This window comes from Frigoribacterium sp. R86507, from assembly GCF_044597695.1.
GTDB lineage: Bacteria > Actinomycetota > Actinomycetes > Actinomycetales > Microbacteriaceae > Frigoribacterium.
The window spans coordinates 2,271,297-2,289,327 of record NZ_CP139002.1 but is presented as its reverse complement, the minus strand read 5'-3'; the positions used below and the strand labels follow the sequence as shown (position 1 = coordinate 2,289,327).

Annotated in this window: 19 protein-coding genes; 13 read left to right on the top strand and 6 right to left on the bottom strand. The window is 71.0% G+C overall.

From position 1 onward, the window contains the following. Positions 1-52 precede the first annotated feature (52 nt). Complete coding sequence (gene infB / locus SJY14_RS10815) at positions 53-2,842, top strand: translation initiation factor IF-2 (RefSeq protein ID WP_396598892.1); 2,790 nt, start codon at positions 53-55, stop codon at positions 2,840-2,842. A 101-nt stretch (positions 2,843-2,943) separates the two neighbouring features. Further along, positions 2,944-3,486 (top strand): 30S ribosome-binding factor RbfA, encoded by a 543-nt coding sequence (rbfA, locus tag SJY14_RS10810; RefSeq protein WP_396598891.1) that lies wholly within the window; start codon positions 2,944-2,946, stop codon positions 3,484-3,486. A gap of 30 nt (positions 3,487-3,516) precedes the next feature. Here the strand turns inward: rbfA and SJY14_RS10805 are convergent, their stop codons facing one another. Then, positions 3,517-4,386: an A/G-specific adenine glycosylase gene (locus tag SJY14_RS10805; protein WP_396598890.1), complete on the bottom strand. Its 870-nt coding sequence runs from the start codon at positions 4,384-4,386 to the stop codon at positions 3,517-3,519. Positions 4,387-4,454: 68 nt separating this feature from the next. Here SJY14_RS10805 and SJY14_RS10800 point away from each other — a divergent pair, with 68 nt between their 5' ends. Genes SJY14_RS10800 through SJY14_RS10780 form a run of 5 tightly spaced genes read left to right on the top strand, consistent with a single transcriptional unit; the run spans position 4,455 to position 7,790 of the window. Continuing rightward, positions 4,455-5,009 carry a hypothetical protein gene (locus SJY14_RS10800; protein WP_396598889.1) on the top strand — a complete coding sequence of 185 codons (555 nt, stop codon included), beginning with the start codon at positions 4,455-4,457 and terminating at the stop codon, positions 5,007-5,009. A 46-nt stretch (positions 5,010-5,055) separates the two neighbouring features. After that, a complete protein-coding gene (truB, locus tag SJY14_RS10795) occupies positions 5,056-5,955 on the top strand; it encodes a tRNA pseudouridine(55) synthase TruB (RefSeq protein WP_396598888.1) in 900 nt (299 codons plus the stop codon). After that, positions 5,952-6,320, top strand: coding sequence for a hypothetical protein (locus SJY14_RS10790; protein ID WP_043596125.1), 369 nt, complete (start codon positions 5,952-5,954; stop codon positions 6,318-6,320). Before truB ends, SJY14_RS10790 begins: the two co-directional genes overlap by 4 nt. 46 nt (positions 6,321-6,366) lie before the next feature. Then, on the top strand, positions 6,367-6,843 hold the full coding sequence (locus SJY14_RS10785) for a hypothetical protein (RefSeq protein ID WP_396598887.1): 477 nt from the start codon (positions 6,367-6,369) through the stop codon (positions 6,841-6,843). Positions 6,844-6,848: 5 nt separating this feature from the next. Further along, positions 6,849-7,790 carry a bifunctional riboflavin kinase/FAD synthetase gene (locus SJY14_RS10780; RefSeq protein ID WP_071253861.1) on the top strand — a complete coding sequence of 314 codons (942 nt, stop codon included), beginning with the start codon at positions 6,849-6,851 and terminating at the stop codon, positions 7,788-7,790. Between the two features lie 119 nt (positions 7,791-7,909). Here the strand turns inward: SJY14_RS10780 and deoC are convergent, their stop codons facing one another. Then, positions 7,910-8,638 carry a deoxyribose-phosphate aldolase gene (deoC, locus tag SJY14_RS10775; RefSeq protein ID WP_396598886.1) on the bottom strand — a complete coding sequence of 243 codons (729 nt, stop codon included), beginning with the start codon at positions 8,636-8,638 and terminating at the stop codon, positions 7,910-7,912. A 26-nt stretch (positions 8,639-8,664) separates the two neighbouring features. Between deoC and SJY14_RS10770 the strand changes: the two genes are divergently transcribed. The 5 genes from SJY14_RS10770 to SJY14_RS10750 all read left to right on the top strand — a co-directional run bounded on the left by SJY14_RS10770 (position 8,665) and on the right by SJY14_RS10750 (position 13,322). Then, positions 8,665-10,284, top strand: coding sequence for an SDR family oxidoreductase (locus SJY14_RS10770; protein WP_396598885.1), 1,620 nt, complete (start codon positions 8,665-8,667; stop codon positions 10,282-10,284). Then, on the top strand, positions 10,281-10,487 hold the full coding sequence (locus tag SJY14_RS10765; protein WP_071253855.1) for a hypothetical protein: 207 nt from the start codon (positions 10,281-10,283) through the stop codon (positions 10,485-10,487). The genes SJY14_RS10770 and SJY14_RS10765 overlap by 4 nt, the downstream gene beginning before the upstream one ends. Before the next feature lie 92 nt (positions 10,488-10,579). Beyond that, positions 10,580-11,164 carry a GDSL-type esterase/lipase family protein gene (locus SJY14_RS10760; RefSeq protein WP_071253853.1) on the top strand — a complete coding sequence of 195 codons (585 nt, stop codon included), beginning with the start codon at positions 10,580-10,582 and terminating at the stop codon, positions 11,162-11,164. A 3-nt stretch (positions 11,165-11,167) separates the two neighbouring features. Next, on the top strand, positions 11,168-11,539 hold the full coding sequence (locus SJY14_RS10755; protein ID WP_071253851.1) for a DUF6804 family protein: 372 nt from the start codon (positions 11,168-11,170) through the stop codon (positions 11,537-11,539). 127 nt (positions 11,540-11,666) lie between these two features. Beyond that, a complete protein-coding gene (locus SJY14_RS10750; protein WP_396600272.1) occupies positions 11,667-13,322 on the top strand; it encodes a stealth family protein in 1,656 nt (551 codons plus the stop codon). Positions 13,323-13,444: 122 nt separating this feature from the next. On the opposite strand, the gene SJY14_RS10745 is transcribed toward SJY14_RS10750, so the two are convergent. After that, on the bottom strand, positions 13,445-13,921 hold the full coding sequence (locus SJY14_RS10745) for an NUDIX hydrolase (RefSeq protein ID WP_396598884.1): 477 nt from the start codon (positions 13,919-13,921) through the stop codon (positions 13,445-13,447). A 38-nt stretch (positions 13,922-13,959) separates the two neighbouring features. On the opposite strand from SJY14_RS10745, the gene SJY14_RS10740 reads away from it, so the two are divergent. After that, on the top strand, positions 13,960-14,793 hold the full coding sequence (locus SJY14_RS10740) for an oxygenase MpaB family protein (RefSeq protein WP_396598883.1): 834 nt from the start codon (positions 13,960-13,962) through the stop codon (positions 14,791-14,793). A gap of 471 nt (positions 14,794-15,264) precedes the next feature. On the opposite strand, the gene SJY14_RS10735 is transcribed toward SJY14_RS10740, so the two are convergent. The 3 genes from SJY14_RS10735 to rpmA form a co-directional block, all read right to left on the bottom strand. Further along, on the bottom strand, positions 15,265-16,233 hold the full coding sequence (locus SJY14_RS10735; RefSeq protein WP_396598882.1) for a phosphodiesterase: 969 nt from the start codon (positions 16,231-16,233) through the stop codon (positions 15,265-15,267). A gap of 231 nt (positions 16,234-16,464) precedes the next feature. Next, positions 16,465-17,640, bottom strand: coding sequence for an alcohol dehydrogenase catalytic domain-containing protein (locus SJY14_RS10730; protein ID WP_071253845.1), 1,176 nt, complete (start codon positions 17,638-17,640; stop codon positions 16,465-16,467). 123 nt (positions 17,641-17,763) lie between these two features. After that, the gene (rpmA, locus tag SJY14_RS10725; protein ID WP_043596143.1) at positions 17,764-18,030 is read right to left on the bottom strand and encodes a 50S ribosomal protein L27; all 267 of its coding nucleotides are present in this window, start codon (positions 18,028-18,030) and stop codon (positions 17,764-17,766) included. Position 18,031 lies beyond the last annotated feature (1 nt).

Here is an 18,031-nt window from a genome sequence, read left to right as displayed (position 1 = left end):
TCCAGAACTGAAGGCTCTTCCCGTCTCGGGAAGGGCCCGAGACAGGAGAACTGTGGCTAAACCACGCGTACACGAGATCGCCAGCGAGCTGGGGATCGACAGCAAGACCGCACTAGAGAAGCTCAAAGAGATGGGCGAGTTCGTCAAGGGACCGTCGTCCAGCGTCGAGCCTCCCGTCGCCCGCAAGCTGCGCCAGGCCTTCGCCGGCGCTGCGAAGCCCGCGACCCCCGCTGCCAAGGCCCCCTCGGCCGGTGCCGCCGCGAAGCCCGCGAGCTCGGCACCCAAGCCCGGCGGTCCCCGTCCGGCAGCTCCCAAGCCCCCCGTCGCCGAGCCGACGCCCGCCCCCGTGGCGGCCGAGCCCGACGTCGACGCGGCACCCGCACCCGTCGCCCCGCTGACGGTCGCCGAGCGACAGGCCCAGGCCGAGGCGCAGCGCGCCGCGGCAGCGGCAGCCGCCAAGGACGACGCGGCGGCTCCGGCCGACGACGCCGCCAAGCCCGGTGCCGCCGGTCCCAAGCCCGGCGGCCCCCGCCCCGGTGCTCCGCGTCCCGGCAACAACCCCTTCGCCAGCAACCAGGGCATGGGTCGCCCCAGCGCGCCCCGTCCCGGTGGCTCCGGTGCGGCCAACAGCATGCCGCGTCCCGGTGGCGCCGCAGGCCCCCGCCCAATGGCCCCGCGTCCCGGTGCTCCCCGTCCGGGTGCCCCGCGACCCGGTGTGGGTGCCGGTCCCCGTCCCAACGGCTTCGGTCAGCGTCCCGCCGGTGGCGGCGCAGGTCGTCCCGGTGGTGCCGGTGGTGGCTTCCAGCGTCCCGGTGCCGGTGCTCCTGGCGCGGCCGGCGGCTTCCGCCCCGGCTTCAGCGGTCCCCGTCCCTCCGGTGGCGGCGGTCGCGGCCGTGGCCCCGGTGGCGGCACGGCCGGTGCGTTCGGTCGCGGTGGCGGCAAGAGCAAGGCGCGCAAGTCGAAGCGGACGAAGAGGGCCGAGTTCGAGATGCGCTCGGCTCCGTCGCTGGGTGGCGTCAGCGTCCCCCGTGGCGACGGCAGCACCATCGTCCGCCTCCGTCGCGGTGCCTCGATCAGCGACTTCGCCGACAAGATCGACGCGAGCCCCGGCAACCTGGTGACCGTCCTCTTCCACCTCGGTGAGATGGCGACGGCGACCGAGTCGCTCGACGAGGCGACCTTCCAGGTCCTCGGCGAAGAGCTCGGCTACAACATCCAGGTCGTCTCGCCCGAGGACGAAGACAAAGAACTGCTCGAGGGCTTCGACATCGACCTCGAGCAAGAGCTCGAGGACGAGGACGAGTCCGTCCTGCAGATCCGTCCTCCCGTCGTCACCGTCATGGGTCACGTCGACCACGGCAAGACGCGACTCCTCGACGCGATCCGCAACGCCAACGTGGTCGCCGGCGAGGCCGGTGGCATCACGCAGCACATCGGTGCCTACCAGGTGTGGGCTCCGCACGAGGGCGTCGAGCGCGCCATCACCTTCATCGACACCCCTGGTCACGAGGCGTTCACCGCCATGCGTGCCCGTGGTGCCCAGGTGACCGACATCGCGATCCTCGTGGTCGCGGCCGACGACGGCATCATGCCGCAGACGGTCGAGGCGTTGAACCACGCCCAGGCGGCCGGCGTGCCGATCGTGGTCGCGGTCAACAAGATCGACAAAGAGGGTGCCAACCCGGCGAAGGTGCGTCAGCAGCTCACCGAGTACGGCCTCGTCGCCGAGGAGTACGGCGGAGACGTCATGTTCGTCGACGTGTCGGCCCGTGACAACAAGAACATCGACGCCCTCCTCGAGGCCGTCCTGCTCACGGCCGACGCCGGTCTCGACCTGCGTGCCAACCCCGACAAGGACGCCCGCGGTGTCGCCATCGAGGCCCGCCTCGACAAGGGCCGCGGTGCCGTCGCGACGGTGCTGATCCAGTCGGGAACGCTGCGCGTCGGTGACGCCATCGTCGCCGGCACGGCCTACGGCCGCGTCCGCGCCATGGTCGACGAGAACGGCGACTCGGTCGACGAGGCCTACCCGAGCCGGCCCGTGCTGGTCCAGGGGCTGTCGAGCGTTCCCCGAGCCGGCGACACCTTCCTCGTCACCGAGGAGGACCGCACGGCTCGTCAGATCGCCGAGAAGCGTGAAGCCGTCGAGCGCAACGCGTCGCTGGCCAAGGCCCGCAAGCGCATCTCGCTCGAGGACTTCACCCGTGCTCTCGAAGAGGGCAAGGTCGAGGCTCTCAACATCATCATCAAGGGTGACGTGTCCGGTGCCGTCGAGGCGCTCGAAGAGTCCCTGCTCAAGATCGAGGTGGACGACAGCGTGCAGCTGCGCATCATCCACCGCGGTGTGGGTGCGGTCACCGAGAGCGACGTCAACCTGGCGACGGTCGACAACGCGGTCATCATCGGGTTCAACGTGCGTCCCGACACGAAGGCTCGTGAGCGTGCTGCTCGCGAGGGTGTCGACGTGCGGTTCTACTCGGTCATCTACGCGGCGCTCGAGGACATCGAGAACTCGCTCAAGGGCATGCTCAAGCCCGAGTTCGAGGAGAAGCAGTCCGGTGTCGCCGAGATCCGCGAGATCTTCCGCTCGTCGAAGGTCGGCAACATCGCCGGTGTCATCGTGCGATCCGGAACGATCACCCGCAACGCTCGTGCCCGTGTCATCCGCGAGGGCGTCGTCGTCGGCGACAACCTGGCGATCGACTCGCTGCGTCGTTTCAAGGACGACGTCACCGAGGTGCGGACGGACTTCGAGGCCGGCATCGGTCTCGGCAAGTTCAACGACATCCAGATCGGCGACGAGATCGAGACCATCGAGATGGTCGAGAAGCCCCGGGTCTGACCCGGCGTCATCGCAGTACACGAGGCCCCGCTCCGACTACGGTCGGGGCGGGGCCTCACCCCTCTCGCCACGGCGGCGAGCAGCACGAACAGGAGTGAACAATGGTTGACGCGCAACGCGCCCGCAAGATGGCCGACCGCATCCACGAGATCATCGCGCGGCGTCTCGAACGCGGCATCAAGGACCCCCGCCTCGGCTTCGTCACGATCACCGACGTCAAGGTGACCGGCGACCTGCAGCACGCCTCGGTCTTCTACACGGTCTACGGCACCGACGACGAGCGACGTGACACGGGTGCCGCCCTCAAGTCGGCGACCGGCATGCTGCGCAGCGAGGTGGGCAAGAACATCACCGCGCGGCTCACGCCGAGCCTCGAGTTCATCCTCGACGCCCTGCCCGAGAACGCGGCCTCGATCGACCGCCTGCTGCAAGAGGCCCGTCAGCGCGACCACGAGAGCCAGACCATGGCCTCGTCGGCCGAGTACGCCGGCGACGCCGACCCGTACGTCAAGCCGCGCGACCTCGACGCGGACGACGACCTCGACGACGCCGAGGACGACCTCGACGACGACCTGGCGATGGACGACGAACTCGAGGCCCCGGCCGCGGGCGGCTCGACCGAGCCCGACGACTCCACCCGCTGACCGGAGCGTCCGTCAGGACGCCCGCCCGTCTCAGTCGGGCAGGCGATAGCCCTCGTCGGGCGACCCCGTGGCCAGACCGTCACGGAGCAATCCGGCGAGGGCTCTCGCGCGTTGCGCGTCGTCCGGCCAGATCGTCTCGATCTCGGCCGGGGTGACGGGCACGTCGACGGCCCGCAACTCGGCCATGATCATGCCCCGCACCTGGCGGTCCGACCCCTCGAAACGGGCCTGGGTCCGGAGGCGCGGCCCGGTGTGCGCAGGACGACCCGCCAGCACCCACGCGCACTGCTCGACCAGCGGGCAGACGTCGCACTTCGGCGACCGTGCCGTGCAGACCAGTGCACCCAACTCCATGACGCCCGCGTTCGTGACCCGCGCCTCCTCGAGGTCGTCGGGCAACTGTGACTCCATCAGGGGCAGGTCGCGCGAGGCCTTGGGCGCCCACGGCTCGGCCATCCCCTCGACGGCACGGGCCAGGACGCGGCGGACGTTCGTGTCGACTACCGGGTGACGGTGACCGTAGGCGAAGACCGCGACGGCACGGGAGGTGTAGTCGCCGATGCCGGGCAGCGCCAGGAGCGACGGGACGTCCTCGGGTACGACCCCGTCGTGTCTCTCGGTGATGGCCACGGCGGCGGCGTGGAGGGCGAGGGCCCGACGCGGGTAGCCGAGGCGTTCCCAGGCCCGCACGGCCTCGGAGGACGGCGAGGCCGCCAGGTCGGCCGGCGTGGGCCAGCGGTCGAGCCACTGCTCGAGGCGCGGGACGACGCGGGCCACGGGGGTCTGCTGCAGCATGATCTCGCTGACCAGCGTGCCCCAGGCCGTGAAGCCGGGACGCCGCCACGGGAGGTCGCGACCGTTCTCGCGGAACCAGGCGTTCACGGCGGGGGAGATGCTCACCGTAGGAGCCTACGGCGCGTCGACGACGTCCCCGGCGTCGTGTCGGTCGTCGGGCGTACGGTGTCGGCATGACCACCCGATGGGCCCCTGCCAAGAAAGACACGCTGCGCGAACTCGCCACCGAGATCGTCCACAACTACGGGCGCGGCCGCGTGCTCGTCGCGATCGACAGCGACGGAGGCGCGGGTGCGGCCGATCTCGCCGACGACCTCCTCGAGGCCTTCCGCGAGCAGGGGCACGCGGCGTTCCGCGCCTCGCTCGACGGCTTCGAGAAGCGTCCCGTCGGGGCTCCGCTCGACTCCGCTCCCGTCCTGGACGAGAGCCTGTTCCGGCGTGTGCTCGTCGAGCCGTTCCGGCTCGGCGGCAGCACGGGCTGGGTCGACCGGGCCTGGGACGCCGACGCCGACCGTGCCGTCGAGTCCGCCTGGGTCACGGGTCCGGCCGACGCGGTCCTGCTGGTCGACGGCACCGACCTCGCCCGCCCCGGCCTCGCGGGGCTGTGGCACTACCGGGTCTGGGTCACGGCCGACGACTCGCGACTCGACGCCCGGGCCAGGGCCTCGGCCGTCGTCGACAACTCCGACCGCGAGCACCCCCGTCGACGCTTCGACGACGCGTGCTGAGCGCGTCCCCGGCCTCCTCGTGCTCCCGCTGCGCTAACGTCGTCGGGTGAACAGCGGCCTCCTCCTCGTCGACAAGCCGCAGGGCATCACCAGCCACGACGTCGTCTCGCGCGTGCGCAAGGCCGCGGGCACGCGCAAGGTCGGCCACGCCGGCACGCTCGACCCGCTGGCCACCGGGCTGCTGGTGCTCGGCCTGAACTCGTCGACGCGCCTCCTGACCTTCCTGGTCGGCCTCGACAAGGGCTACGACGCGACCATCCGTCTCGGCGTGTCCACGACCAGCGACGACAGCGACGGCGAGGTCGTCTCGACGACCTCGGCGGTCGACGTCACCGACGACGCGATCGACGCCGGCATCGTCCGGCTGACCGGTCCGATCAGCCAGGTGCCCACCACGGTGAGCGCGATCAAGGTCGACGGCCGGCGCGCCTACGACCTCGCTCGTTCCGGGGTCGAGGTCGAGCTGAAGGCCCGCGACGTGACGATCGCCGAGTTCACCGTGCTCGACAGACGCGACGCCGTCGTCGACGGGGTGCCCGTGCGCGACCTCGACGTGCGGGTCTCGTGCTCGTCCGGCACCTACGTCCGGGCACTCGCCCGTGACCTCGGAGCCGACCTCGGCGTCGGGGGACACCTGACCGCGCTGCGTCGGACGCGGGTCGGGCCGTTCGACGTGACCCGCGCCTCCGTCCTCGAGGGCATCGACGTCGCCCCCGCGCTGCTGCCTCCCGTCGACGTCGCCCGGACGCTCTTCCCGGAGTGGTCCATGACCGCGGCCGAGGCCGTCGACCTCGGGCACGGCAAGCGCGTGGCCGTCGAACTCGACGACACCCCCGGGCCGGTCGCCGCCGTCACGCCCACGGGCAGGCTCGCTGGCCTGGTCTCGGTGCGCGCGGGTGCCGCGAAGCCCATCGTGAACTTCCCGACCGACGAGGTGCAGGCATGATCGAATGGTTCACCTGGGTCCAGGTCGTGGTGGCCGTGGTGGCGGGCATCGTGTGCGTGGTCGCCTGTTTCGCGAAGCGTCAGCCCGACGACATCACCGTCGGCACGGGGGCCGTCGTGCTGCTGCTTCTGCTCGTGCAGCTCGTCGTCGCGATCGTGGCGCCGTTCGTCGGCAACGCGCCGACGGGCAACCTCGTCGAGTTCTACATCTACCTGGTCTCGGCCATCCTGCTGCCGCCGCTCGCGACCGTCTGGGCGCTCGTCGACCGCACCCGGTGGAGCAACCTCGTCCTGGCCACCTCGTCGTTCGCGATCGCCGTGATGGTCTACCGCATGTTCCAGATCTGGACCGTCCAGGGCCTCTGACACACCCGGTCGGCGGCGGGCCCGTCGGAGTCCTATCCTTGACGGGATGGTCACTCAGAAGTCAACGCGCGCGGTCGGCCTCGGCCGGGTCCTCATCGCCGTGTACGCCCTCCTCGCCCTGGCCGCCACCGGTCGGTCGGTCTTCCAGATCACGACCCAGTTCTCCGAGGCGCCGCTGGCCTACACCCTGAGCGCGTTGTCGGCCGTCGTCTACATCGTCGCCACCGTGGCCCTGATCGGACGTGGCCAGGGTTGGTACGCCGTGGCCTGGGCGACCATCAGCTTCGAGCTCGTCGGCGTCCTGATCATCGGCCTCGTGACCGTGCTCGACCCCGAACTCTTCCCGCACGACACCGTGTGGTCGTTCTTCGGGCGCGGCTACGGCTTCGTGCCGCTCGTCCTGCCCGTGCTCGGCATCCTGTGGCTGCGGCGGCAGGGGCGCGCGACCCGGGCCGCGGGTGGCACCGGTGGCGAGGGCGCGGGGGCCGGCGGGTCTCCTCGCGACCCGGGCACGACGAGGTAGCGCGCGTGCAGTTCTACGACCTGGTCGGCGACGTGCCGCCCGACTTCGGGCCGAGCGCCGTGACCATCGGCAAGTTCGACGGGGTCCACGTCGGGCACCGCGCCGTGATCGACATGCTCGAGGGGGTGGCGCGCGACGAGGGTCTCGTGTCCACCGTGGTCACCTTCGACCGGCACCCGTTGGCGGTCCTGCGACCCGACGACGTGCCCACGGCCCTCGTGAGCAACCGGCAGAAGCGCGAGCTGCTCGACGAGGCCGGTGTCGCCGCCACCCTCATGCTCACCTTCGACGCCGAGTTGCGGGCGCTGACGCCCGACGAGTTCGTCGACCGCATCCTGGTCGGGGCCCTGCACGCCCGGGTCGTGTTCGTGGGCGACGACTTCCGCTTCGGCGTGCGGGGCAGCGGTACCGTGGACACCCTGCGCGAACTCGGTGCCTCCCGCGGGTTCCGGGTCGTCTCGATCGACGACGTGCGACCGAGCGGTGGCCGTCGGGCGTCCTCGACCTGGATCCGTGAACTGATGGACGCCGGCGACGTCCGCGAGGCCGGCGTCCTGCTCGGTCGCGAGCCGTCGGTGCGCGGCATCGTCGTGCACGGAGAACAGCGCGGCCGTGAGCTGGGCTTCCCGACGGCCAACCTGGCCCGCGACAGCGAAGGTTTCGTCCCCGCCGACGGCGTCTACGCCGCCCGCGTGATGGTCGGCGACACGCTCTACCCGGCGGCGGTCTCGGTCGGCAACAACCCGACCTTCGAGGGGGTGCCGGCCAAGCAGGTCGAGGCGCACCTGCTCGACGTCTCACTCGACCTCTACGGGCTCGAGGTCACCGTCCACTTCGTCGACTGGGTGCGGGGCAACGTGCGCTTCGACGGGCTCGAGGCCCTGATCGCGCACATCCGGGCCGACGTCGTCCGCACGCGCGAGATCCTGGGGCTGCCGACCGCCTGAGGCCCCGCGGGTCTGCTCGGCGGTGACCGGCCGGCGTGCGGCGGCCCGTCGATCGCGAGCCCCTCGAGGAGGCGCGGGTCACGTCGTCGACGCGCCCCGCGCCTCCTCGGCTCGTCAGGTCAGTACGACGTCGCGTCGTCGCCCGCGCCCGAGGCGCGGCCCGTCTCGAGGCGGTGCGCCAGGTCGGCGAGGATCGTGCCACTGGCGCTCGTGCCGAAGCGCGTGACTCCGAGGTCGAGCATCTCGAGCACCGTGTCGAGGCCGCGCACGCCGCCCGAGGCCTTCACCTGGACGGAGTCGGAGACGGCCTCGCGCATGAGGCGCAGGTGGGGGAGCGTCGCACCGCCGCCCGCGAAACCGGTGGACGTCTTGACGAAGGCGGCCCCGGCGCGCTCGGCGGCCTTCGAGCCCGCGACGATCTGGTCGTCGTCGAGGTAGGCCGTCTCGAGGATGACCTTGACGATCGTGTCGCCGGCCGCCTCGACCACGCCGCGCACGTCGGCCTCGACCTCGTCGGTCATGCCGCTGCGCAGCCAGCCGATGTTGACGACCATGTCGAGTTCGGCGGCGCCGTCGGCGATCGCCTGACGCGATTCGGCGGCCTTCGCGGCCGTCGAGGTCGTGCCGTGGGGAAAGCCGATGACGGTGCCGACGAGCACGCCGGTGCCGTCGAGGCGCTCGACGGCGTGCGCGATGTCGGAGGGGCGCACGCAGACGCTGAAGACGTGGTTCGCGGCGGCGTCGTCGAGGGCGGCGTCTACCTCGGCGCGGGTGAGTTCGGGCTTGAGGATCGCGTGGTCGATCATGCCGGCGACGGCGGAGACGGTGGGGAGCTGCTGGGTAGTCATGATGGGGTCCAGCGTAGCTTGGGCCCATGTCTGCGAACACTCCCGACGGCGTGCCGTCGAGCACCCACGTCACCAGCGACACCGACCACGCCGTGGCCTCCCGCCGGGTGCTGGTGACCGGGGCGACCGGGTACATCGGCGGGCGGTTGACGCCGCGGCTCGTGGCTGCCGGGGCGGACGTGCGGGTGCTCGTGCGCTCACCCGAGAAGCTGCGAGACGTGCCCTGGTCGGGCGACGTCGAGGTCGTCCAGGGCGACCTGACCGACCCCGAGACGGTGCGTCCCGCCATGGAGGGCGTCGACGTCGTCTACTACCTCGCCCACGCGATGGGTGGCAGAGGCGACTTCGAGCGCGCCGAGGCCGACGCGGCGCACACCGTCGCCGACGCCGCGCGCGACGCGGGCGTCCGCCGCATCGTCTACCTCGGCGGACTCCACCCCGAGGGCGACCTGTCGAAGCACCTGCAGTCGCGCAAGGACGTCGGCGACGTGCTGCTCGCGAGTGGCGTCCCGACCGTCGCCCTGCAGGCCGGCGTCGTCATCGGCTCGGGCAGCGCCTCGTTCGAGATGGTCCGTCACCTGACGGACGTGCTGCCCTACATGCCGGCGCCGAAGTGGGTGCGCAACTTCATCCAGCCGATCGCCGTCCGCGACGTGCTGCACTACCTGCTCGGCGCGGCCGACGTGCCCGACGACGTCAACCGCACCTTCGACATCGGCGGCCCCGACGTGCTCCGCTACGGGCAGATGATGAACGGCTACGCCCTCGAGGCCGGCCTCAAGCAACGTCCGATCGCGTCGCTGCCCGTCTTCACGCCGTGGCTCGCCTCGCAGTGGGTCAACCTCGTCACGCCCGTGCCCCGCGCCCTCGCCGTCCCGATCATCGCGTCCCTGCAGTACGACTGCGTCGTGCGCGAGCACGACATCGACGCCGTCGTGCCCCCGCCCGCCGAAGGACTGTTGCCCTACCGCCGTGCCGTGCGCCTGGCCCTGCAGCGCGAGCAGGACGGCGACGTCGAGACCAGCTGGCAGGACTCGTCGGTCGCGGGGGCGCCGAGCGACCTGCTGCCGAGCGACCCCGACTGGTCCGGGCACACCGTCTACACCGATGACCGGCAGACCGACACGAGCGCACCGCCCGCCGAGCTCTGGAAGGTGCTCGAGAGCATCGGCGGCGAGAACGGCTGGTACTCGTTCCCGCTGGCCTGGTCGGCCCGCGGCTGGATGGACCGCATGGTCGGGGGAGTGGGCCTCCGGCGCGGCCGCCGCAGCGCGACGAGCCTGCGCGTCGGCGACGCCCTCGACTGGTGGCGGGTCGAGAAGCTCGAACGCGGTCACCTGTTGCGGTTGCGGGCCGAGATGAAGGTCCCGGGAGGCGCGTGGCTGGAACTCACGGTCGAGCCGCGTCCCGAGGGCGGCTCGCACTACCGCCAACGCGCCGTGTTCTTCCCGCAGGGCCTCGGCGGGCGGCTCTACTGGTTCGCGATCCTGCCGTTCCACGGCGTCATCTTCTCGGGCATGCTGCGGCGCATCACTGCGACGGCCGAGCGGGAGGCGGCCGAGCGGGAGGCGGCCGGTCGGGTGACCGACGACCGATCCGCTGGTGCCGGGGGCGGGGCGACGACCGACGCGACGGCCGTCGCGTGACCGACCCGCGCCTCCTCGTCCTGATGTCGACGCCGGCGCCGCTGTACCCGACGGGCGACGAGGCCATGTCGCCGGTGCCGTTGTGGCTCGGGGTGCTGTTCGGGGTGCTCGTCGTCGTGTCGTCGTTCGTCGTGCTGCTGCCGCGCGTCCGCCACGCGCTCGACCGCGTGTGGTCGAAGAGGCCGCGACGCTTCCGTCAGTGAGGTGCGGGCGGCGGGCACGAGCGCGCCGGTTCGCGGCTCCCAGCGGGTGATGGCACGATGGGGGCACTTCAGCAGACCACCAGGAGGTCGTGATGACACAACGAGAGACCGTCGCCTTCGTCGGCGACAGCTTGACCGAGAACGGCGACTGGGCGGCCTGGCTGCCCGACGAGCAGGTCGTCAACCTGGGTGTCGGGGGCGACACGATCGCCGGCCTGACCGAACGGCTCCATGACGTCGTGGCCGCGAACCCCGACTCGGTGGTGCTGATGATCGGCACCAACGACTTCACCGCGCGACGCTCGGTCGAACAGGTGGTGCGCGGCATCGAGAACCTCATGGTGGCCATGCGCCGCGAACTGCCGGGAACGCGTCTGCTCTTGCAGTCGATCGCGCCGCGGGGGCCTGAGTTCGCGCCTCGCCTCAAGGACGCCAACCGGCACCTCCGCCAGTTCTCGTCAACTGTCCGGGCGCAGTGGCTCGACCTCTGGCCCGCACTGGCCGACGAGTCGGGTGACGCCCTGCGACCCGAGTTCGCGGCCGACCACGTCCACCTCACCGACGCCGGCTACCAGGCCTGGTTGGGCGAGCTGCAGCCCGCCCTCGAGCGCCTGCGCGACGAGCCGCCGATGAGCCGCCCGATCAGCGTGCTCGACGTCGCCTACGACATCGAGTAGGCGGTGCCCACCCCCACCGCCCCCGCGTTCACGCGTCCGGCCCTGGCGCCCGGCTTGATCGCGGCCATCGCGTTGCTCGCCGGGACCGCGTTGCTCGCCTCCGACGTCTTCACCGTGTTCCGGTACGTCGTGTCGATCTTCGCCCTCATCATCCTCGTGTTCGCCTACCGGGGGCGGCTCTGGTGGGCGTTGCCGTTGCTCGCCGCCGTGGCCGTCCTCTGGAACCCGGTGTTCGTGGTGCCCCTCCCGGCCGAGCTCTGGCAGGGGTTGCAGTTCGTGGCCGCCGCGCTCATGATCGCGGTCGGTGTGCTCGTGAAGGTGCCGACCGAGGCCGCGACGACCACGAAGTCCGCCTCGGTCCGGGGTCGCCGCTGAGCGTCAGGGGCAGTGGACACTCCGGGGTGCCGCCGACCCCGTAAAATGCCGAGGGTGCGCCCGCCCGCCCGAGGCCCGCACGGAAGGTTGAGTCTGCATGGCCACGGAGATCCCCGGTACGTCAGAGATGGTCGGCACGTCCGAGAGCCCTCTGCTGACCCCTCGTCACCGAGCCGGTGGTCTCGACCGAGAGGACGTCGTGGTCCGCAAGGGGCAGTTCACGCTCCTGAACGGTCACCTCACGCCCCAGCAGTCGATGATCGAGGACCTCCTCTACATCCGTCGGGTGCTCGACGCCGCCCAGGTGCCCTTCCTGCTCGTGCGCGGCAACGACATCCGCCCCGTGATCGCCGTCGACACGGTGCACCGTGACCGCTTCACCGCCGCCATGGTCGCGGCCTCGGCCACCGAGCCCTTCTACGCCAAGCCCCGCAAGGGTCAGGCGTCCCTCGTCGTCGAGGGCGGGCTCGAGCTCGAGACCGAGCGGGTCTTCCGCGTCTACCGGCCCCGGGTCGAGCCCATCGGCCGCCTCCGCTACGGTGCGGGCACGGCCGTGCAGGTCGAGTTCTGGATCATCACCGACGACGAGATCCTCGCCCCGACCGAGAACGCGCTGATGCGCACCGAACTGCCCCGTGCCGAGGCCGTCGAAGGGACGGTCGAGCGGTACGGCATCGAGTGGCCCACCCTCGAGCACATGTTCGACGACCACGCCACCGACATCACCTTCGACATCGACATCGTCTTCTCCTGGGTCGACGGCAACTCGATCGAGTACCAGCGTGCCCGCGCCGCGCAGGCCAAGCGCCACGTGGTCGGCGAGGGTGACGACTCGGCAGCCCGGTTCCGTCAGATCGACGAGCTCAAGTACGCCCTGCGGTCGGTCTACATGTTCGCGCCGTGGGTCCGCAACATCTACATCGCGACCGACTCGCCCGTGCCCGAGTGGCTGGGCGAGCACCCCCGTGTGCGCGTCGTCCGCAGCGAGGAGTTCTTCAGCGACCTCTCGATGCTGCCGACGCACAACTCACAGGCCGTCGAGTCGCAGCTGCACCACATCGAGGGGCTCAGCGAGCACTTCCTGTACTCGAACGACGACATGTTCTTCGGGCGTCCCGTCGCGCCGAGCATGTTCTTCTCGCCGGGCTCCGTCACGAAGTTCATCGAGGCCGACACGCGCATCGGGCTCGGGCACAACAACATCGACCGCAGTGGGTTCGAGAACGCCGCCCGGGTCAACCGACGTCTGCTGCAGCAGCGCTTCGGGCGCGTCCTCACCCGCCACCTCGAGCACACCGCCGCACCGCTGCGCCGCAGCGTCCTCTTCGAGATGGAGCACGAGTTCGCCGACGAGTTCGCCGCCACGGCCGGCAGCCCCTTCCGCGCGAAGGAGAACATCTCGGTCACGAACTCGCTCTACCACTACTACTCGCTGATGACGGGCCGGGCGATCGTGCAGGAGAACGCCAAGGTCAGCTACATCGACACCACGATGGTGTCGGGGCTGGCGTCGTTGTCCGAGGTGCTGAAGAAACGGGCGTTCGACTTCTTCTGCCTCAACGACGGCAGCTTTCCCGAGGTCACCGACGAAGAACGGACCGCCTCGGTCACGGACTTCCTCGAGCGGTACTACCCGTTCCCCGCACCGTGGGAGAAGGACGAGATGCAGCGCGTCGCCCTCGAGAACGCCGAGCAAGACCGACGGGCACTCGGTGCCGAGGCGGCTCAGTCGGGCGAGGCGACCGGATCGTCGTCGAACCGGGGGCTCGAAGGCTCGGACTGACACAGGTCCCTTCCGCAGGCGCAGCCCGTTCGGCCCTCGGGGTCGGCGCGGACCAGGGCGGTGCGGCCCGTGGTCGGTGTGGCCCGTGGACTCCGTGCGGTCCGTGCGGTCCGTGCCGTCCGTCAGGCCGTCGAGGTGCCGAAGCGGGCCGCCTGTTCGCCCGAGAGGGCTGCGTCGAGACGGCCGAGCATGTCGGCACCCATCGTCGGCAGGTCGTCCAGCCGGAACCACCGGGCCTCGGTGTTCTCGCCGTCCGCGGGGGAGGGCTCGCCCGAGACGTAGCGCATGACGAAGGTGTGGTCGAGGTACTGCGCGCGGTCGCCGTTCGGGTAGACGACCTCGCCGGTCACCCCGATCGACGCCAGCCGCTCGGGGACGACCTGCAGGTCGGCTTCCTCGAGGGTCTCGCGGACGGCGGCGTCGGCAGGGTGCTCGCCCGGGTCGACGATGCCCGTCACTGGCGTCCAGGCGCCGGTGTCGGCTCGGCGCACCAGCAGCGTCTCGTCACCGCGGACGACGACCGCGGTCGCGCCAGCGAGCCACAGCGGCGCCGTGCCGATCTTCTCGCGCAGGGACAGGACGAAGTCGGGGGTGGCCATGTCAGCACCCTATCGACGGCCCGCCGTAGGCTGACCGCATGCGACTGCCCTGGACCCTTCACGGCTCGGACGTGCGGCGCATCTCCGACATGGCGGGGGAGTCGGTGCTGTTGGCCGGTGGGGGCAGGGCGATCCTGCTGCAACTGGCGAACCCAGGGGTGGGGCACGGCGTCGCCGAGCACAGCGACTTCGTCGAGCGTCCCCTGTCGCGACTGCACGGCACCATGACGTACCTCTACGCCATCGTCTTCGGCACCCCGTCCGAGGTGGCCCACGTCCGCCGGGACGTCGGTCGGGCGCACCGTCCGGTACACGGCGGCGAGTCCTCGTCGGTGCGGTACGACGCGTTCGACCCCGGGCTGCAGCTCTGGGTCGCGGCGACCCTCTACGACTCGGCCATGCAGCTCTTCGAGCGGGTGCACGGGCCGATCGACCCGGCCCACTCAGAGACCGTCTACCAGGACTACGCCCTCGTGGGCACGTCGCTGCAGATGCCGCGAGAGCTGTGGCCGGCCGACGTGGCCTCGTTCCGGCGGTACTGGGACGACGCCGTCGAGCAGCTCGAGGTGGACGACGTCACCCGTCGGGTCGCGCACGAGCTGTTGCACCCGACGACGGGGCCGTGGTGGCTGAGAGCGGTGATGCCGCTCGCCAGGCTCGTCACCGCGGGGTCCCTGCCGAGCAGCGTCCGAGACGACTTCGGGCTGGCGTGGTCGACCGGCGCCCAGCGTCGCTACGACCGCGTGATGCGCGTCACGGCCGTCGTCGTCCCGCATCTGCCCCCGCGCCTCCGTCATGTGCTCCGCGACGGGTACCTGCGGCGGCTGCGTTCCGCGATGGCCGCCGAGGCGCGCACGCCCGCCCGCGGCTGACCCGACCTGACCCGACCCGACCCGACCTGCCCCGACCCGTCGTCGGCGCCCGGGTCGGCACGTCCTGCCTGCCGTCCCGGTGTTCTCGTCCCTTGTCGGCAACTCCTGCCTCCCGTCAGGACGGTCGCGGTCGGGCGGCGTGTCTGCGTCGCCCGATCGACACGAGGCAGGAATTGTCGACCCGAGCAGGCCGTGTCCGGGGCGGACGGTCCTCGTCACCGTGGCTGCACGGGGTTGAGCGGGGTCGACTGCACCGAGCGGGGCGGCAATTCCTGCTCCGTGCCGCGCGAGGGGCCATGGACGGGGGCACAGGAGGCCGCACGCAGCAGGAGGCAGGAATTGCCGACGGTGCGCGGGGCCTGCCGCGGCGGGTGCGACCTGGTCGACAGGGGACCCTGCGCAGCGGCCAGGCGGCGGGGGTGACGGACGCCGCAGGGCAGGATCAGGGCGGTGGCGGGAGGACCCGCGCCGTCAGAGCGTGTCGATCGGCCCCGTCAGCGTGAGGTCGCGGGCCACGACGGGCACCGGGGCCGTGTCGGTCGCCCGGTGGCGAGGGGCGGCCGGGGCGATGCGCACGCCGGCGACGGCGAGCCGTTCGGCCACGACGTCCGCGGGTACGTACTCGCCCACGGTCTCGTAGGTGCCGATCGGCACGACCGAGTGCACGACCGTGCCCTCGTAGACGTGCACCAGGTTGAACGCCTGCGCGCCGTCGCGGCCACGGGTGCCGCCGCCGGCCACGTTCAGGTCTTGTGTGTAGCAGGTGGCCGACGCGACCGAGACGGGCACGCCCGCGAAGGTGGCGTTCGTCGAGTAGTGCAGGTGCCCGGCGATGATGGAGCGGACGTCGCTGCCCTCGATCACCTCGGCCAGTGCCGCCTGGTCGCGCAGCTCGACGAGCGCCGTCAGGTCTTGCACGCTCGGCACCGGCGGGTGGTGCATGGCGATGATGGTGCCGTCGGGGGCGTCGGTCGAGAGCTCTTCGGCCAGCCAGTCGAGCTGGTCGCCGGACAGTCGGCCGAAGTGGTGACCCGGCACGGTCGTATCGAGGGTGATGACGCGCAGGCCGTTGACGTCGTAGACGAGATCGACCGGTCGCTGCGAGGGCAGCTGACCGAAGAGCTCGGACCGGAACGCGCTGCGGTCGTCGTGGTTGCCCATGGCCCAGATCACCTGGGCGCCGAGCCGCTCGGCCACGGGCTCGATCAGGGCGCGGAGCTTGCGGTACGCGTCGGGCTCGCCCTTGTCGGCGAGGTCGCCGGTGAAGACGATGGCCTCGGGTCGCCCGTCGGACGCCTCGATCTCGTCCATGATCTGACGCAGTCGGGCTTCGCTGTCGACCGCGCCGTAGAGGTCGCGGTCACCGCCGACGAGGTGCGTGTCGCTGAGGTGCAGGATGAAGTGGTTCGGCCTGGGGTGTTCGGCCGTCCGGAGATCCATGGTTCTCTCATTCGATGTCGCCGACGCGGGCTCGGGGTGAGACCCTCGTTGTTGATTCGTCACCAGTCCATCACCCGTTTGCCATGAGTGGGGTGAACGTGCGCGCGCGTTTCGGTGAACGGTCGACGAACGGACCGCATTCCCGAGCGACGACGCTAGCCCGACACACGGGACGACGCGACCCCCAGGAGGCGGGGGTCGCGTCGTCGGCGCAGCGAACGGTCCGAGACGTCAGGGCTTGAGGACAACCTTGATGCAGCCGTCCTCCTTATTCTTGAAGACGTCGTACATGGCGGCGGCTTCGGACAGCGGCACCGGGTGGGTGACGAGGTCCTCGGTGCCGAGCGGGTCGGTGGGGTCCTCGACGAGGGGCATCAGCGTGTCCATCCACTTCTGGACGTTGCACTGGCCCATCTTGATGGTGATCTGCTTGTCGAACAGCGTGAGGAAGGGCGTGGGGTCGGCGGTGCCGCCGTAGACCCCGCTGAGCGAGACGGTGCCGCCGCGGCGGACGATCTCGAAGGCGAGGTGCATGGCACCCAGGCTGTCGATGCCGGCCTTCTGCATGACGGCCTGGCCGATGGTGTCGGGCAGGGCGGCGGCGAACTTCTGCACGAGGCCGATGCCGGCGTGCTCGTGGGCCTCCATGCCGACGGCGTCCACGACGGAGTCGGGGCCACGGTCGTCGGTCATGCTCTTGACGACGTCGGCGACGTCCTTCGTCAGGTCGAGGACCTCGATGCCGTGGCGCTCGGCCATGGCACGACGCTCCGGCACCGGGTCGATGCCGATGACGCGGTAGCCGCGGTACTTGCCGATGCGCGAGGCGAACTGTCCGACGGGGCCGAGGCCCAGCACGACGAGGGTGCCACCTTCAGGCACCTGGGCGTACTCGACGCCCTGCCACGCGGTGGGCAGGATGTCGCTGAGGAACAGGTAGCGCTCGTCGGGCAGGTCGGCACCGACCTTGACGAGGTTGAAGTCGGCACGCGAGATGCGCAGCTGCTCGGCCTGCCCACCGGGGACCTGGCCGTAGAGCTTGCTGAAGCCGTAGAGGGTCGCGCCCGAGTCGTATTCGGTGACCTGCGTGGTCTCGCACTGCGAGAAGAGGCCGCGGTCGCACATGAAGCAGTGCCCGCAGGCGATGACGAACGGCACGACGACGCGGTCGCCGACCTTGATGCGGCTGACGTCGGGGCCGACCTGGGTGACGACGCCCATGGTCTCGTGGCCGAGCACGTCGCCCTTGTCGAGGAACGCGCCGAGCGCGTCGTAGAGGTGCAGGTCGCTTCCGCAGATCGCCGCCGAGGTGACCTTGATGACCGCGTCGCCGGGTTCGATGATCGTGGGGTCGGGGACGTCTTCGACGGAGACGTTGGTGACGGACTGGTACGTGAGTGCCTTCATGTGTCCCGTCTACGCCCCTCGGTGCCGTGCCTCCTGAACGAGGGGTACGGGGGCACGGAAAAGCCTCGGGGCGGCCGGGCTTGGGCCCGACCGCCCCGAGGCGGATGCTGCGTGTGGTGTCGCCTAGGCGACGGCCGTCGCGGAGGCGACGATGTTGACGACCTTGCGGCCGCCCTTGTTGCCGAACTCGACCGAGCCGGGGGCGAGGGCGAAGAGGGTGTCGTCGCCGCCGCGGCCGACGTTGACGCCGGGGTGGAAGTGGGTGCCGCGCTGGCGGACGATGATCTCGCCGGCGAGGACGACCTGGCCGCCGAAGCGCTTCACGCCGAGGCGCTGTGCGTTCGAGTCACGACCGTTGCGGGTGGACGATGCGCCCTTTTTGTGTGCCATG